This is a genomic window from Variovorax sp. 38R, assembly GCF_014843395.1.
Taxonomy (GTDB): Bacteria; Pseudomonadota; Gammaproteobacteria; order Burkholderiales; family Burkholderiaceae_C; genus Variovorax; species Variovorax paradoxus_H.
On record NZ_CP062121.1, the window covers coordinates 6,240,206 to 6,257,278 of the forward strand.

14 protein-coding genes are annotated in these 17,073 nt (G+C 69.2%); 7 read left to right on the forward strand and 7 right to left on the reverse strand.

Going from position 1 to position 17,073, the window contains the following annotated elements; all coding sequences use genetic code 11:
- The first annotated feature begins 177 nt into the window (after positions 1-177).
- Positions 178-1,161 (forward strand): helix-turn-helix transcriptional regulator, encoded by a 984-nt coding sequence (locus IG196_RS28975; protein ID WP_192194017.1) that lies wholly within the window; start codon positions 178-180, stop codon positions 1,159-1,161.
- Positions 1,162-1,233: 72 nt separating this feature from the next.
- On the opposite strand, the gene IG196_RS28980 is transcribed toward IG196_RS28975, so the two are convergent.
- Complete coding sequence (locus IG196_RS28980) at positions 1,234-3,363, reverse strand: PQQ-dependent dehydrogenase, methanol/ethanol family (RefSeq protein ID WP_192194018.1); 2,130 nt, start codon at positions 3,361-3,363, stop codon at positions 1,234-1,236.
- Positions 3,364-3,505: 142 nt separating this feature from the next.
- Between IG196_RS28980 and IG196_RS28985 the strand changes: the two genes are divergently transcribed.
- Positions 3,506-4,765, forward strand: a complete 1,260-nt coding sequence (locus tag IG196_RS28985) for a helix-turn-helix domain-containing protein (RefSeq protein WP_192194019.1) — start codon at positions 3,506-3,508, stop codon at positions 4,763-4,765.
- A 14-nt stretch (positions 4,766-4,779) separates the two neighbouring features.
- Here the strand turns inward: IG196_RS28985 and IG196_RS28990 are convergent, their stop codons facing one another.
- From IG196_RS28990 to IG196_RS29010, 5 genes are all read right to left on the reverse strand, one after another.
- Positions 4,780-5,934 (reverse strand): ROK family transcriptional regulator, encoded by a 1,155-nt coding sequence (locus tag IG196_RS28990; protein WP_192194020.1) that lies wholly within the window; start codon positions 5,932-5,934, stop codon positions 4,780-4,782.
- 1 nt (position 5,935) lies between these two features.
- Complete coding sequence (locus tag IG196_RS28995) at positions 5,936-6,739, reverse strand: ATP-binding cassette domain-containing protein (RefSeq protein WP_192194021.1); 804 nt, start codon at positions 6,737-6,739, stop codon at positions 5,936-5,938.
- 1 nt (position 6,740) lies between these two features.
- Positions 6,741-7,931 (reverse strand): sugar ABC transporter permease, encoded by a 1,191-nt coding sequence (locus IG196_RS29000; RefSeq protein ID WP_101491444.1) that lies wholly within the window; start codon positions 7,929-7,931, stop codon positions 6,741-6,743.
- Between the two features lie 118 nt (positions 7,932-8,049).
- A complete protein-coding gene (gene xylF / locus IG196_RS29005) occupies positions 8,050-9,072 on the reverse strand; it encodes a D-xylose ABC transporter substrate-binding protein (RefSeq protein WP_412556399.1) in 1,023 nt (340 codons plus the stop codon).
- Positions 9,073-9,544: 472 nt separating this feature from the next.
- Positions 9,545-10,276 (reverse strand): TetR/AcrR family transcriptional regulator, encoded by a 732-nt coding sequence (locus IG196_RS29010; protein ID WP_192194023.1) that lies wholly within the window; start codon positions 10,274-10,276, stop codon positions 9,545-9,547.
- Between the two features lie 63 nt (positions 10,277-10,339).
- On the opposite strand from IG196_RS29010, the gene IG196_RS29015 reads away from it, so the two are divergent.
- The 5 genes from IG196_RS29015 (at position 10,340) to IG196_RS29035 (ending at position 16,270) form a co-directional block, all read left to right on the forward strand.
- Positions 10,340-12,493, forward strand: coding sequence for an alpha/beta hydrolase fold domain-containing protein (locus tag IG196_RS29015; RefSeq protein WP_192194024.1), 2,154 nt, complete (start codon positions 10,340-10,342; stop codon positions 12,491-12,493).
- A complete protein-coding gene (locus IG196_RS29020) occupies positions 12,490-13,716 on the forward strand; it encodes an ABC transporter substrate-binding protein (RefSeq protein WP_225616839.1) in 1,227 nt (408 codons plus the stop codon). Before IG196_RS29015 ends, IG196_RS29020 begins: the two co-directional genes overlap by 4 nt.
- A gap of 101 nt (positions 13,717-13,817) precedes the next feature.
- A complete protein-coding gene (locus IG196_RS29025; RefSeq protein WP_192194025.1) occupies positions 13,818-14,840 on the forward strand; it encodes a thiamine pyrophosphate-dependent dehydrogenase E1 component subunit alpha in 1,023 nt (340 codons plus the stop codon).
- The gene (locus tag IG196_RS29030) at positions 14,831-15,793 is read left to right on the forward strand and encodes an alpha-ketoacid dehydrogenase subunit beta (protein ID WP_192194026.1); all 963 of its coding nucleotides are present in this window, start codon (positions 14,831-14,833) and stop codon (positions 15,791-15,793) included. Before IG196_RS29025 ends, IG196_RS29030 begins: the two co-directional genes overlap by 10 nt.
- Before the next feature lie 27 nt (positions 15,794-15,820).
- Entirely contained in the window at positions 15,821-16,270 is a 450-nt protein-coding gene (locus IG196_RS29035) for a MarR family winged helix-turn-helix transcriptional regulator (protein WP_192194027.1), read from the forward strand.
- Here the strand turns inward: IG196_RS29035 and IG196_RS29040 are convergent.
- Entirely contained in the window at positions 16,258-17,034 is a 777-nt protein-coding gene (locus tag IG196_RS29040; RefSeq protein WP_192194028.1) for an SDR family oxidoreductase, read from the reverse strand. The genes IG196_RS29035 and IG196_RS29040 overlap by 13 nt on opposite strands.
- Positions 17,035-17,073: the final 39 nt, after the last annotated feature.

Here is a 17,073-nt window from a genome sequence, read left to right on the forward strand (position 1 = left end):
GGTCTCTCGAAAAGGGAAAGGGCCTGGGCAGCAACCGAGGGCGCTGCAAACAATAGCTTTCGCTTTTGGAAATCAAATGATGCAAATGCACCATTCTTGAAACCGTGCGGCCGAGCCCCGCGCGCGTCCCCGGAACATGGGATGGGCAGGGGGCGAGGCGGCTGGAAGACTTCGCGCATGACTTCCCCGGCCCCTGCTCCGCGCGATTTCAGCGAGCTCCTGTTGCGGCTGTACCGCCTCTCGTACGAGCTGCCCATCGATGCCTTCCAGGACGCGGCGCTCGACCTCATCAAGCCCGTGCTGCCCTTCGATTCGTCGATGTGGGGTACCGCCACCCGCACCGACCACGGCATCGACATCCACACGATCCACCTGCACAACCAGCCGCTCGAGATGGTCACGGCCTACGAGCAGGTCAAGCACATGGACACGGCCGCCGGCGAGGTGGCCAAGCGGTCGAACGCCACGCTCGCCTTCAATGCGCAGGCGTGGTTCTGCCGCGACGACCAGGCCGAACTGCGCGACTACGGTCGTCGCTTCGAGCAGGCCAACTTCTTCATCACCTCCGATTCGAACCCGCAGACGAGCTTCGTCCACTGGCTCAGCCTGTTCCGCGCCGACCCCGACGCGCACGGCACGGAGCAAGAGCGGCAGCTGCTCGCCAGCCTCTCGCCGCACGTGATGCAGGCGCTGGCGATGAACCGCGTGATGCACCTGGACCGCCTCGAAGCGGGCGGCGCGTCGCCCAGCGGCTCGGCCATCGGCGACCTGCGCGGCGTGCTGTACCACGCCGACCGCCTGTTCGAGGCCACGTTGAAGGCCGAGTGGCCGTCCTGGCACGGCCGCACGCTGCCCGATGCGCTGCTGCAGCACTTCCTGCAGGGCCATGCGCGCTTCAACGGCCGCGAGATCGTGGTCACGCACCGCGTGGAGCAACACCTGCTGTTCCTGCGCTGCCGCCCGCGCTGCCGCGCCGACAGCCTCACGCCGCGCGAGCACACGGTGGCCGAACTGCTGGCGCGCGGCGACACGCACAAGGACATCGCCGCCATCCTGAACCGCTCGCCGGCCACGGTGCGCAACCACATCCAGTCGATCTACGACAAGCTGCAGGTGGGCAACGTGGCGGGGCTGATCCACGAGCTGCGGCTGGCGGGCTGACCGCCCGCCCCACTGCCCCCAAAAGAAAAGGCGCCGATGGCGCCTTTCCTGTTTGCTTGCGCGCGCTGCGCCCTACTTCGGCCGGATCGCGTCCGCCGTGCCCTGGATGAAGGCCTTGATGCTCTCGATGTCGTCGCCCGAGAGCTTGCCCGTGAAGTCGGGCATACCGCGCGACATGGCCGGGCCCTTGAGCACGAACTTGTCGAGGTTCTCGATGTACGCCGGGTCGAGGTAGCCCAGGTTCGGGATGTTGCCGCCGCGGTCCACGCCCGGCACGCCATGGCAGAACACGCAGTTGCTCACGTACAGCATGGTGCCGGCCTGGACCTTGGCGGGGTCGTACTTCACGCCCTGTACCAGCTTGGCCATGCGGTACTCGACGAACGCGGGCATCTTGGCCGTGCCGCCGACCGCGAAGGTGTAGACCGTGCCCGGCCCCTGCCGCTCGGTGGCGCGCTGCGCCAGGCCGTACACGCCGCCCCAGCCCACGGCCACCGACACGTACTGCTTGCCGTCCACCATGTAGGTCGCGGGCGCCGCCACCACGCCGGTGCCGGTGGGCGTTTCCCAGAGCTTCTCGCCGGTCTTGGCGTGGTAGGCCACGAGCCGGCCGTCGGCCGTGCCCTGGAACACCAGGGTGCCGGCGGTGGTCAGCGTGCCGCCGTTCCATGGCGAGGCGTAGTCGACGCCCCAGGCTTCCTTCTGCTTGACCGGGTCCCAGGCCACGAGGCGGCCGAAAGGCTTGCTCTTGGGCGGCTCGGCGTTGGCGAACATCGCGGTGTTCCAGCCCAGCGCGGCGTGCGGGCGGCCGGGCGCGTTCTGGTCGAACTTCCAGTCCTTGTCGTCCATCAGGTTGATCGGCACGTGCTGGGCGGGCAGGTAGGCCAGGCCGGTCTGCGGGTTGAACGACATCGGGTGCCAGTTGTGCGCACCGAACGGGCCCGGGATGCTGTCGCCCGGCTTCTCGTTCTGCCGCGCGGCGGCGACCTCGATGGGCCGGCCATTCTTGTCGTAGCCCGTGGCCCAGTTGACCGCGACGAAATTCTTCGCCGAGATGAACTTGCCGTTGGTGCGGTCGATGACGAAGAAGAAGCCGTTCTTCGGCGCATGCATGAGCACCTTGCGCGTCTTGCCGTCCAGCTTGACGTCGGCCAGGATCATCGACTGCGTGGAGGTGTAGTCCCAGTTGTCGCCAGGCGTCTCCTGGTAGTGCCACACGTACTTGCCGGTGTCGGGGTTCAGCGCCACCACCGAGCTCAGGTAGAGGTTGTCGCCGCCCTTGGGACTGCGCTTCTTGTGCGCCCAGGGCGAGCCGTTGCCGGTGCCCACGTACATCAGGTTGAGCTCGGGGTCGTAGGCAAAGCTGTCCCACGCGGTGCCGCCGCCGCCGGCTTCCCAGTACTTGCCGCTCGGGTCCCAGGTCTTGGCGGCGCGCGCCATCGACTCGTCTTCGAAAGGCTTGCTAGGGTCGCCGGGCACCACGAACCAGCGCCACTTCTGGTCGCCGGTCTTCGCGTCGTAGGCCGTGACGTAGCCGCGCACGCCGTACTCGGCGCCGCCGTTGCCGATGATCACCTTGCCCTTGAACACGCGCGGCGCGCCGGTGATGGTGTAGCTGCCCTTCTGGCCGTCGATGGTGTTCTTCTCCCACACCTTCTGGCCGGTGGCAGCGTCGAGCGCGATCAGGCGGCCGTCGTAGGCGGCCACGTAGACGCGGCCCTCGTACAGCGCCACGCCGCGGTTGACCACGTCGCAGCAGCCCCTGAAGCCCTTGGAACGGTCGACCTGCGGATCGAAGCTCCAAATTTTTTGCCCGGTGCGCGTGTCGATCGCATGCACGACGCTCCACGAGGCCGTGACGTACATGATGCCGTCGACCACCAGTGGCGTGGCTTCCACGCCGCGCGTCGATTCGAGGTTGTACGACCAGACCAGCCCGAGCTGCTTCACGTTGCCCGTGTTGACCTGGTCGAGCTTGCTGAAGCGCGACTCCGCGTAGTCGAGCCCGTAGCTGGGCCAGTCGGGCGTTTTCTTCGCCGCGTTGGCGCGCACGAAGTTGCTGTCGACGCGTTTGGCGGCCGCACCGGCGCGGTCCTGCGGGGAGGCGGCCGTCTGGGCCAGCGCCGGGGCCGCAAGGCCCAGGCACAGCAAGGCGCCCGCAAGCAGGCGCCGCCCGGAAAGAGGCTTTGTTGTCGTCTTCATCGTGGTCTGTCTCCTTCGTCGTTCTGCCCCAAGGATCGTTCGCGCGGCACCGGCCTTCACCCCCGGGATTTCCCCAATCAAGCCTTGTTCCATTGCGGAACACATTCGAGGCGGTCCCTGAATCCAGAGAGGCAGCGAACCCATGGCGCTCGACAGGCTCGGCACGGCGGATGCGCCGCGTCAACTCTTTGCCAGCACGCCGGCGCAGCGCGTGGCGCTGGCGCGGCAGCAGTTCTTCGAAGAAGGCGTGCGCCCCTCGGGGCTGGTCGGCGAGGCGGTCATCCAGTCGTGGATGCGCTGCAGCCGCACCCACGCCGACCGGCAGCGCGTGGTGGCCTTCGACGCGGTCACGCCCAGCCGGCTGCACACCACGCTCGCGCGCAACCGCGAGCTGCTGGACGTGGCGCGGCACGAACTCGCGCAGATGGAGCACATGCTCGCGGGCACCGATTGCCGCGTGATCCTCACCGACCGCGACGGCGTGGTGGTGCACGTCACGAGCCAGCCCGCCGGCACGCACCAGCCTGTGCTGCGCCAGACCGCGCGCCTGGGCGTGAACATCTCCGAGCGCGTCGTGGGCACCACGGCGCCGGGCATCGTGGCCAGCACCGGGCAGGCCTGCACCGTGGACGGCGCCGAGCACTACTACGACGTGCTGTGCCACATGCAGTGCGCCGCGGCGCCGATCCGCGACGTGCGCGGCCAGCTCGCGGGCGTGCTCGACCTCACGGTGGAGGCGAGGCGTTTCGGTTTCGATGCGGCCTCGATGGTCGCGCTGCACGCCACCATCATCGAGAACCGGCTGCTGCAGGCGCAGTCGCGCGACCACCTGATCCTGCGCTTCCAGGCCAGCCCCACGCTGCTCGGCACGCCGCTCGAGGCGCTGGCCGGTATCGCGCCCGACGGCACCATCGCCTGGCTCAACAACGCCGGCGCACGGCTGCTGGGGCGGCTGCCCGAGGCACCCGACGACCGCGACGTGGAATGCCTGCTGGGCCACGACCTCGCAAGCCTGCTGCGGCTGGGCCGGCGCGAGGCCGCGCAGCCGCTACGGCTGGCGAGCGGGCTCGGCGTGTGGATGCAGGCGCAGCTCAAGGGGGCGGACGGCGCGGATTTCCGGCATGCGGTGGCGATGCCGGGCATGGCGAGCGCGCAGGTCGATGCGCCTGCGGTGCTCGAGGTGCATGCGGAGCAGCCGGTGGCGCTCGCACCCGTCAGCGACATCGAGCCGACACCGCCCACCGAAACCCTGCGCGAGCACAGCCGCAAGCTCATCGAAGACACGCTCGCGGCGCACGGCGGCAATGTGTCGCAGGCGGCGCGGCAACTCAACGTGTCGCGCGGCACGCTGTACCGGCGGCTGCGCGGCTGGCACGACGACGACAGCAGCGCAGCGGACTGACGGACAGCGAAGGGTCAGGCGCCGGCGCGCGCCAGCGCACGCGCGCGGCGCGCTTTCGCATCGGGCTGCAGCGGCCGCAGGTAGTCGTGCAGCGCCAACGCCGCCGCCCCCACTGCGGGCGCGAGTGCTTCGTAGCGCGCCGTGCGCAGTTCCGGCGCGGGCATGCCGGCGCGCTCCGCATAGCCCTTCACGGCTTCGAACGCAATCTGCACGAAATCTGGATGCTCCGCGCAGACCTTGCCCCCGAGCACGATCGCGCGCGGGTTGAAGGTGACCCACAGGTTCTGCAGCAGCACGCCGAAGAAGGCGGCGGCGCGCGCCATGTCCGCGCCCTCGCGCGCCAGCACGCGCGAGCCGAAGAAAGCCTCGGCGCAGCCGCGCCGGCCGCACGAGCACAGCGGTCCGTCGAGCTGCAGGATGGTGTGGCCGATCTCGCCGGCCATGCCTTGCGCGCCAGTAAAGAGCCGGTCGTTCAGCACCACGCCGGCGCCCACGCCGACGTCGCTGCTGACGAAGATCAGCGGGTCTTCGCCCTCGCCCGCGGCGAACTCGTACTCGCCGAGCGCGGCCGCATCGGCGTCGTTCTGCAGCTGCACGGTGACGCCCGGCAGGCCGGCCGCAGCCAGCGCCTTTTCGAGCGCGGGCAGCAGGTTCACGTTGCGCCAGCCGAGGTTGGGCGCGAAGCGGACCACGCCGGTGCAGTCGTCCACCGCGCCGGGCACACACACGCCGATGCTCGACAGGCGCAGGCCGCGCTGGTCGAGGTGCGCGTGCGCCGCCGCGGCCATGCGCGCGAGCTGCGCGCACACGCGTCCGGGCTCGCCGTCGTCCAGCGGCTGGGCCTCCGCGTGCAGCACCTCGCCCTGCAGCGAGACGCACACGAGGCGCAGCGTTTCGACGGCGATCTCGACGCCCATCAGCGCGCGCACGCCGACGTTGATCTGCAGCGGCGTGGACGGCCGCCCGAGCCCGTCGGCCACCGCGGCGCCCGACTCGCTGAGCCAGCCCTCGTCGAGCAGCTCGCGCACCAGCAAACTCACGGTCGATTTGGTGAGCCCGCTTTCGCTCGCGAGCCGCGCGCGCGACAAGCCCGGCTGCGCGCGCAGCAACCGCAGCAGCACGCTGCGGTTCAGACGCTTGAGCAGCTGCTGGTCGCCGATGGTCTTCATGTCATGCCGCTGCAGTGGCTGCGGTTGCGGCGTGGTGCGCCTGTTCCCTGCCCTCGGGCCGCTTGCCGGCAATGATCATCCCGAGCACTTCGTCTTCGGTGACATCGGCCGTGCGGTAGGTGCCCACGAGCTTGCCGTTCTTCATCACCGCGAGCCGGTCGCTCAGCGAGAACACGTCGGGCATGTCGTGCGTGATGAGGAAGATGCCGACGCCGTCGTCCTTCAGCTGCTTGACGAGGCGCCCGACCATCGCCGTCTCTTCGGGGCCGAGCGCGGCGCAGGGCTCGTCCATGATGAGGATGCGCGCGTTGAAGTACAGCGCGCGCGAAATCGCCACCACCTGCCGCTGCCCGCCCGACAGGCGCCGCACCGGGATGCGGATGTTGGTGAAGTTCTTGTTCAGGCGCTGGAACACCTTGCGCGCCTGCACTTCCATGAAGTGGTCGTCCAGCGTGTTCCACGCCGTCATCTTTTCGCGGCCCAGAAAGAGGTTGGCCACCGAGTCGAGGTTGTCGGCCAGCGCGAGCGTCTGGTAGATGGTCTCGATGCCCTGCGCCTGCGCCTCGGCCGGCGTGCGGATGTGGACTTTCTCGCCGGCGATGAGCGTGTCGCCCGAATCGATCGGGTAGGCGCCCGCAAGCATCTTCATCAGCGTGGACTTGCCCGCGCCGTTGTGGCCCAGCAGCGCGACCACTTCGCCGGGGTAGAGGTTGATGCTCACGCCGTCCACGGCCTTCACGCCGCCGAAGGCCTTGCGGATCTCGCGCAGCTCGACCAGGGGTTTCGTGTTGTCGATGTCGGCCATGTCAGTTCTCCCCGAACTTGCGGCGATAGAGCACGTCGAAAACGACGGCCACGATCAGCACCTGGCCGATGATCACCATGCGCTTGCCGATGGGCACGTCGAGCAGCAGCATGCCGCTGTCGAGCGACTGCATGATGAGCGCGCCCAGCACCGAGCCGAAGATCGAACCGCTGCCGCCCGCCAGCGCCGTGCCGCCGATGACGGCCGCCGCGATCACGTACAGCTCCATGCCCGTGCCCAGCGAGTTGGTGCCCGCGTTGAGCCGCGCGATCGACACGATGGCCGCCACCGTCACCAGCACCGCCAGCAGTGCGAACAGCATCAGCGTGACGCGCTTGACCGGAATGCCCACCAGCGCCGCCGCATCGGGGTTGCCGCCCATCGCGAACACGTAGCGCCCGAAGCGCGTGCGGTGCACGATGAACGACAGCACGATCGCCACCGCGGCCCAGATCAGCACCGGAATCGGAATGCCCTGCGGCTCGCTCTTGGACGATATCTGGTAGCTGTTCATTACCCACGCGAAGCCGGCCACCACCGCCACCGGCACTGCGGTGAGCAGCACGTCGAGCCACAGCGCTTCTGTCGGCATGTCGTAGCGCTGGCGCGCGCGGCGCTTTTGCACCATGCGCCCGAACAGCACCAGCGCCACCAGCCCCGCGAGCACCCAGCTCGCCGTGACGCCGATGCCGCCGTCGTAGCCGCCGCCCAGGCGCTGGAAGAACTCGTCGTTCACCGGCTGCGTCTTGCCGTCGGCCACGAGAAAGGCCGCGCCGCGGAACGACATCAGCCCGCCCAGCGTGACCACGAACGAGGGCACGCCCAGCACCGCCGTGAGCCAGCCCTGGTAGATCGACACCAGCAGCGCCACCGCGAGCCCCGCGAGGCAGGCCGTGGGCCACGACCAGCCCGAGGTGTACTGCAGGTACGCGATGAGCACGCCGACGAAACCCATCACCGAGCCCACCGACAGGTCGATGTGGCGCGCCACGATGACCAGCACCATCACCGTGGAGACGATGCCGACCACGGCTGTCTGCTGCGCGACGTTGTAGAGGTTCTCGGGCGAGAGGAACACGCCGCCCGACATGACGCTGAACGCCACCGCCATCGCGGCCAGCAGCACGCACATCAGGAGCAGGCGCAGGTCGATGCCGGTGCGGCGCCACCAGCCGGGTGTTGGATCGCTCATTTCTTGAACCCCCTCAGGATTTCAGGTGCGCAACCGGCCACCGGCAGGCCCTTGCGGGTCCGTCGGAGGCCGTGTTGCGGCGGTCAGCGCAAGGCCGAACGCGTCGTGGGTTGCGGCGTTACTTGCAGGCCGCGGGCGCGTTCGCACCCGAGACGCCCTTGCAGAGCTCGTCCTTCTTGATCCAGCCGGCCTTGACGATCACGTCGAGGTTGTCGCGCGTGATCGGCACCGGCGTCAGCAGGCGCGAGGACAGCGAGATCTTCTTGGCGCCGCCGGCCCAGGGCGCAGCCTTCTCGACCGGCTTGCCCGCTGCGAGCGACACCGCGGCCGTGGCGGCTTCGCGACCGAGCTCGCGCGAGTCCTTCCAGATGGTCGCGGTCTGCGTGCCCAGCGCCACGCGGTTCAGCGCGGCGAAGTCGGCGTCCTGGCCCGACACCGGAATGCCGCGCAGGCCCTTGGCCGTGAGCGCCGCCACCGCGCCGCCGGCGGTGCCGTCGTTGGCCGCCACCACCGCGTCGACCTTGTTGCCGTTCTTGGTGAGGATCTGCTCCATGTTCTTCTGCGCGACTTCGGGCTTCCAGCCTTCGGTGTACTCGTCGCCGACGATCTTGATGTCGCCCTTCTTGATCGAAGGCTCGAGCACCTCTTGCTGGCCGGCGCGCAGGAAGTCGGCGTTGGGGTCGCTCGGCGAGCCCTTGATGATCACGTAGTTGCCCTTGGGCTTGACCTTGAGCACCTCGCGCGCTTCCATGCGGCCGACCTCGACGTTGTCGAAGGTGATGTAGAACACACCGGGCGCCTCGATCAGCCGGTCGTACGCCACCACCGGCACCTTCTGCCGCGTGGCCTTGGTCACGGCGGGCAGGATCGCGTCCTTGTCCATCGCCAGCACGATGAGCGCCTTCGCGCCCTTGGACATCAGGCCCTCGATGTCGCCCAGCTGCTTCTCGGGCGAGCCGCCCGCGTCGGCACTGATGTACTTCGCGCCGAGTTTTTCCAGCTGCGCCTTGATCGCGGCCTCGTCGGTCTTCCAGCGCTCTTCCTGAAAGTTGGACCAGCTCACGCCGACCACGGTCTGCGCCATCGCGCCCACGGCCGTGAGACCGAGCGCCATGGCGGCCAGGGTGTGTTTCGTTGTCAGTTGCATCGGTGTCTCTCCAGAACGGTTTGCCGAGCGCGTGCTGGCGTGCCGGGTAGTTAGTTTGAGTGGCGAACTAACTATCCCATTCCCGCCGCGCGATGGGCACCCGGGAATTCCCGAGCGGAAGAAAGCGCACGCGCGGCGATCGGACGCATGCATGCCAGCGAGCCGCGGGCAACGGAAAACTCTGGGGACAGTTTCCGGACAAGCCCCCTGTTATCCACAGCGGGAGCGATCGCGCCCAAGTTGTTCCTTTTTTGATAGCACCACGGAAGCACAGGAGCACACAGTGTCTCGGGTGTCACAAGTTGTTGTCACGCAAGGGAAAAAACGGCCTGTCCACAGGGCGGGTTTACCCTTATCTACTACTACTAACTTAAATAAGAAGAATAAATAGAGAAGAGAGCGGGAAGCCCGCAGGCAAAAAGGGAGCCCTGAAGGGGTGGCAATGCCGCCCCAGCGCTCGCGCGGGTCAGGCCTTTTTGCGCCGGGGCGCGGCGCCCGCCGTCGCCTTGCGCGCGGGCGACTCCGCCTCCACCAATGCCAGCGTGCGCACCGAAGGCGGCGTTTCGAGCACGCCTTGCAGCGTGTCCATCACGTTGGAGATGGTGTAGCTGCGTTCCCAGAAGCGGCTGGGATCCTCGCTGTCTTTCGAAGACTCCCAGGCCGCCCACACGGCGTTGCCGTAGATGTTGCCCGCCAGGGTCAGGCGCTGCTCCAGGATCGGTGCGGGCATGTCGGGCAGCAGCCGCGCCAGGTGCGCGAAGCAGCGCTTGTAGCCGGCGTTCCACTTGTCCTCCAGCGCCTCGCGCAGGAACGCACGGTTGTTGAGTTGCAGGTTCGCGATCAGGCGGATGTAGGTGGCCTGGCCCGTGCGCTCCGACAGCTCGAGCAACGGCAGCGTGAGCGCGTCCAGCACGCTGGGCAGGGTCACGTTGCCCTCCCGTTCGAGCGCGTCGAGCATGGCCTGGCGTATCTCGTCGATGACGCGCGCGCCGTCCACGACCAGCTCGCGTGCCAGCTCCAGCTTGTTGCCGAAGTAGTAGCGCAGCGATGCGTTGTTGCGTTGCTCGGCGGCCGAAACGATGTCCTGCACCGACACGCCGTCGATGCCGCGCAGCGCAAACAGCCGCTGCGCTTCTTCCTTCAGTCGCGCACGCGTCTCGAGGCCGTCCGCACGAAGGGTTTTTACCGATGGGGCCATAAGTTTATCGAGTTAACTTAACTAACCGAACTCGGTTAACTATACGGAAAACAGGTGTCCAAAATGAAGATTCTCATTGTGGGTGGCGGCATTGGCGGCCTGACGACAGCGCTGGCGCTGCGGCATCACGGCATCGACGCGATTGTGCTGGAGCGTGCCGCGCAGATGGCCGAGATCGGGGCTGGCGTGCAGATCGCGGCCAACGGCACGCTGGTGCTGCGCGAGCTCGGACTCGAGCCCGCACTGGCCCAGGTCGCCACGGTGCCAGAGCGCTACGACTACCGCGACCTGCAGACCGGCCGCCTGCTCTATCTCGCGCCGCTGGGCGCAGAGGCGGCGCAGCGCTACGGCGCGCTCATGTACAACGTGCACCGCGCCGACCTCGTCGCCCTGCTCTACAACGCATTGCCGCGCGACACCGTGCGCCTGGGCGCCGAATGCGCCTCGATCTCGCAAGACGCCAAGGGTGCCCGCGTGGTCCTCAAGACCGGCGAGGTCATCGAGGCCGACGCAGTGATCGGCGCCGACGGCATCCACTCGGCCGTGCGCACCGCATTGCGCGGCCCCGAGGAAAAGCAGTTCGCCAACATCCTCATGTGGCGCGCGCTGATCCCGGCCGCCCGGCTCGAAGGACTGGCGCTGCCGGTGGCCGGCAACAACTGGTTCGGTCTGCGGCGCAGCGTCGTGTCGTACTGGGTCCGCAAGGACCTGTACAGCATCCTGGCCGCCGTGCCCGCCACCGAGGTGCGACGCGAATCGTGGACCGAGAGCGGCGACATCGGCGAAATGCTCGATTCCTTCCGCGGCAGCGAGCCGACGGTGCAGCACATGCTCGAGCAGGTGGACTCGAGCTTCATCACGGGCATGTACTACCGCGACCCCATCGAGCACTGGACCACGGGGCGCATCACGCTGCTGGGCGACGCGGCGCACGCGATGGTGCCGTACCTCGCGCAGGGTGCCTGCCAATCCATCGAGGACGCCTGGGTGCTCGCGACCTGCCTGCACCGCCACGGCGCCGGCGGCGTGGAGGCCGCGCTGCTCGAATACGAACGCCGCCGCCAGCCGCGCACCACGCGCATCCAGGCCGGCGCACGCTTTGCCGTGAAGCAGTCGCACGAGCCCGACGAGGAGTCGGTGCGCCACCGCAACGGCCGCTGGCGCGGCCTCTCGCGCATCGATCCGCTCGCCGAAACCTCGTGGGCGTTTGCGTGGGGCCACAACATCCTGGACGCGGCCCAGCAGCCAGCCGGCGAAGTGGTGGGCCTGAGCGCGGCACGCGAAGGCAAGCGCATGGCACGGCCCGAGAGCCAGCGCGCCTTCGACATGTGGAAGAGCGCCATCGGCTCCGAAGACATCGCACGCGGGCACCGGGGCCAGCGCGAAGCCTACGAACGCTTCCTCACGACGCACTTTCCCGCGCCCGCCACGCTCGGCGTCACGCCGGTCGAACTCAACGGCGTGCCGGCCTTGCGCGTAGACGGCGGCGCACCGCAGCCCGCCGGCTCCGTCGTGCTGCATTTCCACGGGGGCGCCTACGTGATGGGCTCGGCCGCAAGCTCGGCCGAGTACGCCGGACGGCTGTCGGCGGCCCTGGGCGGCGACTGCTACACGGTCGACTACCGGCTCGCCCCCGAGCACCCCTACCCCGCCGCGATCGACGACGCCTTCCAGGCCTACCGCGGCCTGCTCGCGCGCGGCGTGGCGGCGTCGCGCATCGTGCTGAGCGGCGAGTCTTCGGGCGGTGGGCTGGCGCTCGCGCTGGCCCTGGGGCTGGCGCGCGCAGGGCTGCCGCAACCGGCGGGCGTGATCGCGGTCTGCCCGTTCACCGACCTGACGCTGTCGGGTCCCACCGTGCGGCAGAACTCGGGGGACGATCCGGCGGCGCACCGGGACTCACTCACGCAGCTCGCAGCGTCGTACTTCCAGGGCCACGAGCCCACCGACCCCCTGGTGTCGCCCCTGTTCGGCGACCTGCGCGGCTTGCCGCCCTTGTTCCTGTCCGCCGTCCAGGGCGAGGTGCTGGAAAGCGACACGACGCGCTTCGCCGAGGCGGCCCGCGCGGCGGGCGTCGACGTGCGCCTGGACCTCGTGCCCGACTCGGTGCACGTCTTCACGCTGTTCCCGTTCCTGCCGGAGGCGCAACGCACGCTGGCCGAGGCCGGCCACTGGGCGCGCGGCCTGCGCGCGTCGTCGCAACAGAAGGAGGCCGCATGAACACGTCGCACCTCATGACCACCTGCGCACTCGCGTGCGCGCTGTCGCTGTGTGCCCCCGCGGCCGTCGCGGCGCCGGGGCTCTCGGACCAGGTCGTGAAGGTGGGCGTGCTCACCGACATGAACAGCATCTTTTCCGAGCTCGGCGGACGCGGCTCGGTGGTGGCCACCCAGATGGCCATCGACGACTTCAAGCGCGACGCCAAGCCGGCCTTCGCCATCGAGATGGTCTCGGCCGACCACCAGAACAAGGCCGACATCGGTGCCAACAAGGCGCGCGAGTGGTTCGACACGCAGCGCGTCGACATCGTGGTGGACGCGATCAATTCGGCGGTGGCGCTGGCCGTCTCGAACGTGGCGCGGGAGAAAAAACGCCTGCTGTTCGCCACCGGGCCCGGCTCGATGCGCCTGACCAACGAGGAATGCTCGCCCTACACGGTGAGCTACACGTGGGACGCCTATGCCACGTCGCGCCCCACCGTGGCGGCGCTGACGAAGGCTGGCACCGACAGCTGGTACTTCATCACCGTGGACTACGCGCTCGGCCATTCCATCGAACAGGAAGCCGCGGGCGCCATCAGCGCAGCGGGAGGCAAGGTGATCGGCAGCGCGCGCCACCCGTTGAGCGCGTCGGACTTCTCGTCCTTTGTGCTGCAGGCGCAGTCGTCGAAGGCCAAGGGCGTGGCCATCGCCAACGCGGGCGGCGACCTGATCGGCGCCGTGAAGGCCGCACGCGAGTTCGGCCTCGGCAAGACGCAGACCATCGTGCCGCTGAGCGGCACGCTCAACGACGTCCAGGCCATGGGGCTGGCGGCCGCCCAGGGCATGGTGCTGACCGAGGCCTTCTACTGGAACCTCAACACGCAGACGCGCGAGTGGAGCCGGCGCTTCTTCGAGAAGCAGAAGAAGATGCCCAACCTGATCCACGCCGGCACCTACTCGGCGGTGACCAACTACCTGAAGGCCGTGCAGGCTATCGGTACCGACGACGCGGACGCCGTCATGAAGCAGATGAAGTCGGTGCGCATCAACGACATGTTCGCGGCCAACGGCCACATCCGCGACGACGGGCGCATGGTGCACGACATGCTGCTCGTGCAGGTCAAGAAGCCGTCGGAGTCGAAGGAGCCCTGGGACTTCTACAACGTGAAGGCCGTGGTGCCCGGCGACCAGGCGTTCCAGCCGCTGGCGGAATCTCGCTGCAACCTGGTCAAGAAGCCTTAAGGAGAGTCGCCCGGAGAGCGGCGGGTAAGCCCGATACCTGATTTCGTCACGTTTGATACGATTTTTCTCCAAGCGCAGCTCCCACAAGCGCCGGAGACCACATGGAATCGAAGCTTCCCCCCCGCGCCGGCGAGGCGCTGTACCGCGTCATGGTGCGCATCCGCGCCTTCGAGAACGCCGCCGAAACCGCCAGCCAGGGCGGGGTCAGTGCCTACGGCCAGCAGGCGGGCGGCGCCGCCAAGGTGCGCGGGCCGCTGCACCTGTCGACCGGGCAGGAAGCCGTGCCGGCGGGCGTGTGCGCCCATCTGCGCGCGAGCGACTACCTCACCTCCACGCATCGAGGCCACGGCCACACGCTGGCCAAGGGCGCGGACCTCACGCGGATGATGTGCGAGCTGTTCGGCAAGGCCACGGGCTTCAACGGCGGCAAGGGCGGCTCGATGCACATCGCGGACTTCTCGGTCGGCATGCTGGGCGCCAACGGCGTGGTGGCGGCGGGCTTGCCGATCGCCGTCGGCGCAGCGCATGCGCAAAAACTCTTGAAGCAAGGCGACGACATCACCGTCTGTTTCTTCGGCGACGGCGCGATCAACCGCGGGCCGTTTCTCGAAGCACTGAACTGGGCACGCGTGTACGACCTGCCCGTGCTCTTCGTCTGCGAGGACAACCGCTGGAGCGCAACCACCGCGAGCGGCCCGATGACGGCGGGCGACGGCGCCTCGGCACGCGCCGCGTCGATGGACATCGCGGCGACGCAGGTCGACGGCAACGACGTGTTCGCGGTGCACGACACCGCCGCACGCCTGGTGGCCGAGGTGCGCAGCGGCGCGGGGCCGCGCCTGTTGCACGCGCTCACCTACCGCGTGAAGGGCCATGTGTCGGTCGACCTCGCGGCCTACCGCGACCCGGCCGAGCTGGCGGCCGCGCTGGAGACCGACCCGATCGCGCGCGCCCGCGGTCACCTGCTCGACACCGGCGTGGCCGCTGCGACGCTGGACGCCATCGAGAACGCCGCGCGCGACGAGGTGGACACCGCCCTCGCCGTGGCCGACGCAGCGCCCTGGCCCGAGGCGAGCGCCGCCTTCACCGACGTGCAGACCACGGGAGCAGGCCAATGGCTGTGACGACGCTGAGTTATTCCGAAGCCGCCGTGCGCGCGCTGCAGCAGGAGATGGACGCCGACCCGCGCGTGGTCGTGCTCGGCGAGGACGTGGGCCGTGGCGGCATCTTCGGCCAGTACAAGGGACTGCAGCAGCAGTACGGCGCCGAGCGCGTGATCGACACGCCGATCAGCGAGGCCGCGATCATGGGTGCCGGCGTGGGCATGGCGCTCGCGGGGCTGCGCCCCGTGGTCGAGATGCGCGTGGTCGACTTCGCGCTGTGCGGCATGGACGAGCTGGTGAACCAGGCCGCCAAAAACCGCTTCATGTTCGGCGGCCAGGGCCGCGTGCCGCTGGTGGCGCGCATGCCGGGCGGCATCTGGGACGCGTCGGCGGCGCAGCATTCGCAGTCGCTCGAGGCCTGGTTCGCGCACCTGCCGGGCGTGGTGGTGGTGAGCCCCTCGACGCCGCAGGACAACCACGGCCTGCTGCGCGCGGCGCTGCAGTGCGGCGACCCGGTGGTCTACATCGAGCACAAGACGCTGTGGGGCCTGCGTGGCGAGGTGGACGACACGCTGGCCGTTCCGCTGGGCAAGGCGGCGCGCGTGCGCGAAGGCAATGCGCTCACGCTCGTGAGCTGGAGCAAGCAGATGCAGCCTTGCGCCGCGGCCTGCGACGCGCTGGCGGCCGAGGGCATCGCGGTCGACCTGATCGACCTGCGCACGCTGTGGCCGTGGGACCGCGAAACGGTGCTGTCGTCGTGCGCGCGCACGGGGCGGCTGCTGGTGGTGCACGAGGCGGTGCAGGCCGCGGGCTTCGGCGCCGAGATCGCCGCGAGCGCGGCCGAAGCCACGGGTTGCCGCGTCGCGCGGCTCGGTGCACCGCGCATTCCGGTCGGCTATGCGCCGGTGCTGGAGGCGCAGTCGCGCGTCGGCGTGGACGCGATCGTGGCGGCGGCGAAGAAGCTGGCGGGCTGACACGCCAGAACCAGAACACGAACGGCCATGGACCCGCTCTTCTTCAAGCTGGTGCGGGTGGTCAATCTCACGGCGCGGCCGTTCCATGAGCGCGTGGGGCGCGAGCACCAGCTCACGCTGAACGAATGGCGCACGCTGGCCGTGCTCGCCACGCAGCCGGGGCTCACGGGCGCGCAGGTGGCCGACCTCACCGGCCTGGACAAGATGGCGGTGAGCCGCGCGCTGGCGGGCCTGAAGCGCCACAAGCGCGTGCAGCGCCGCGGCGACCCGACCGACCAGCGCTGCAGCCGGCTCTACCTCACGGCCGCCGGCAAGGCGCTGCACGCGACGGTCGGCGCGCTGGGCCGGCAGCGCGAGGCCGAGCTGTTCGCGGGCGTCGATGCGGGCGAGCTGGCCCAGCTGAGCGCCACGCTCGACACGCTGATCCGCGCGGTGGAGCGCGCGCCGGACAACATCGCTACCGATCAGACCGTGTAGCCGCCGTCCACGCTCAGGCTGGCACCGGAGACGAAGCCGCCGTCCGGGCCCACGAGGTAGGCGACCATGCCGGCGATTTCTTCGGCGCGGCCGTGACGCGGCAGCACCATCACGTCGTGCATCGAGGCGGCACGCGGGCCGGTGGCGGGGTTCATGGCGGTGTCGATGGGACCGGGCTGCACGTTGTTCACCGTGATGCCGCGCGGGCCGAGGTCGCGCGCCAGGCCGCGCGTGAGGCCGACGATGGCGGCCTTGCTCATCGCGTAGACGCTGGCGCCCGCGTCCAGCACGCGCTCGGCGTTGATGCTGCCGATGTTGACGATGCGACCCGTGCCGTCGCCCATGTGGCGCGCGGCGGCCTGGACGGCCACGAAGGTGGCGCGCACGTTGACGTCGATGGTGCGGTCGAAGTCGGCGAGCGAGAAGGTGTCGAGCTCGCCGCCGAGGTACACGCCGGCGTTGTTCACGAGGATGTCGAGGCGCTCGAAGGCGCGCGCGCCCTGGGCAATGGCGGCCGTCAGCGCGGCGGCGTCGCCGGCGTCGGCGCGGATGGCCAGCGCACGGCCACCGGCGGCCTGGATTTCGCCGGCGAGCTTCTCGGCCTCGGCTTGGGCGCTGACGTAGGTGAAGGCCACGGCGGCGCCGTCGCGCGCCAGCCGGCGCACGATGGCAGCGCCGATGCCGCGCGAGCCGCCGGTGACGAAGGCGACCTTGCCGGCCAGGACGGGAGAAGACGACGAAGAGGAAACAGAGGTGGAAGCCATGATTTTTCCGATCGAGTGGAGGAGGAAGGCCTTCAGTGT

What these genes read in the sequence shown, in the direction of transcription:
- IG196_RS28975 (WP_192194017.1), top strand. Translation starts at nt 178, where the DNA reads ATGACTTCCCCGGCCCCTGCTCCGCGCGATTTCAGCGAGCTCCTGTTG.
- IG196_RS28980 (WP_192194018.1), bottom strand. Translation starts at nt 3,363, where the DNA reads ATGAAGACGACAACAAAGCCTCTTTCCGGGCGGCGCCTGCTTGCGGGC.
- IG196_RS28985 (WP_192194019.1), top strand. Translation starts at nt 3,506, where the DNA reads ATGGCGCTCGACAGGCTCGGCACGGCGGATGCGCCGCGTCAACTCTTT.
- IG196_RS28990 (WP_192194020.1), bottom strand. Translation starts at nt 5,934, where the DNA reads ATGAAGACCATCGGCGACCAGCAGCTGCTCAAGCGTCTGAACCGCAGC.
- IG196_RS28995 (WP_192194021.1), bottom strand. Translation starts at nt 6,739, where the DNA reads ATGGCCGACATCGACAACACGAAACCCCTGGTCGAGCTGCGCGAGATC.
- IG196_RS29000 (WP_101491444.1), bottom strand. Translation starts at nt 7,931, where the DNA reads ATGAGCGATCCAACACCCGGCTGGTGGCGCCGCACCGGCATCGACCTG.
- IG196_RS29010 (WP_192194023.1), bottom strand. Translation starts at nt 10,276, where the DNA reads ATGGCCCCATCGGTAAAAACCCTTCGTGCGGACGGCCTCGAGACGCGT.
- IG196_RS29015 (WP_192194024.1), top strand. Translation starts at nt 10,340, where the DNA reads ATGAAGATTCTCATTGTGGGTGGCGGCATTGGCGGCCTGACGACAGCG.
- IG196_RS29020 (WP_225616839.1), top strand. Translation starts at nt 12,490, where the DNA reads ATGAACACGTCGCACCTCATGACCACCTGCGCACTCGCGTGCGCGCTG.
- IG196_RS29025 (WP_192194025.1), top strand. Translation starts at nt 13,818, where the DNA reads ATGGAATCGAAGCTTCCCCCCCGCGCCGGCGAGGCGCTGTACCGCGTC.
- IG196_RS29030 (WP_192194026.1), top strand. Translation starts at nt 14,831, where the DNA reads ATGGCTGTGACGACGCTGAGTTATTCCGAAGCCGCCGTGCGCGCGCTG.
- IG196_RS29035 (WP_192194027.1), top strand. Translation starts at nt 15,821, where the DNA reads ATGGACCCGCTCTTCTTCAAGCTGGTGCGGGTGGTCAATCTCACGGCG.
- IG196_RS29040 (WP_192194028.1), bottom strand. Translation starts at nt 17,034, where the DNA reads ATGGCTTCCACCTCTGTTTCCTCTTCGTCGTCTTCTCCCGTCCTGGCC.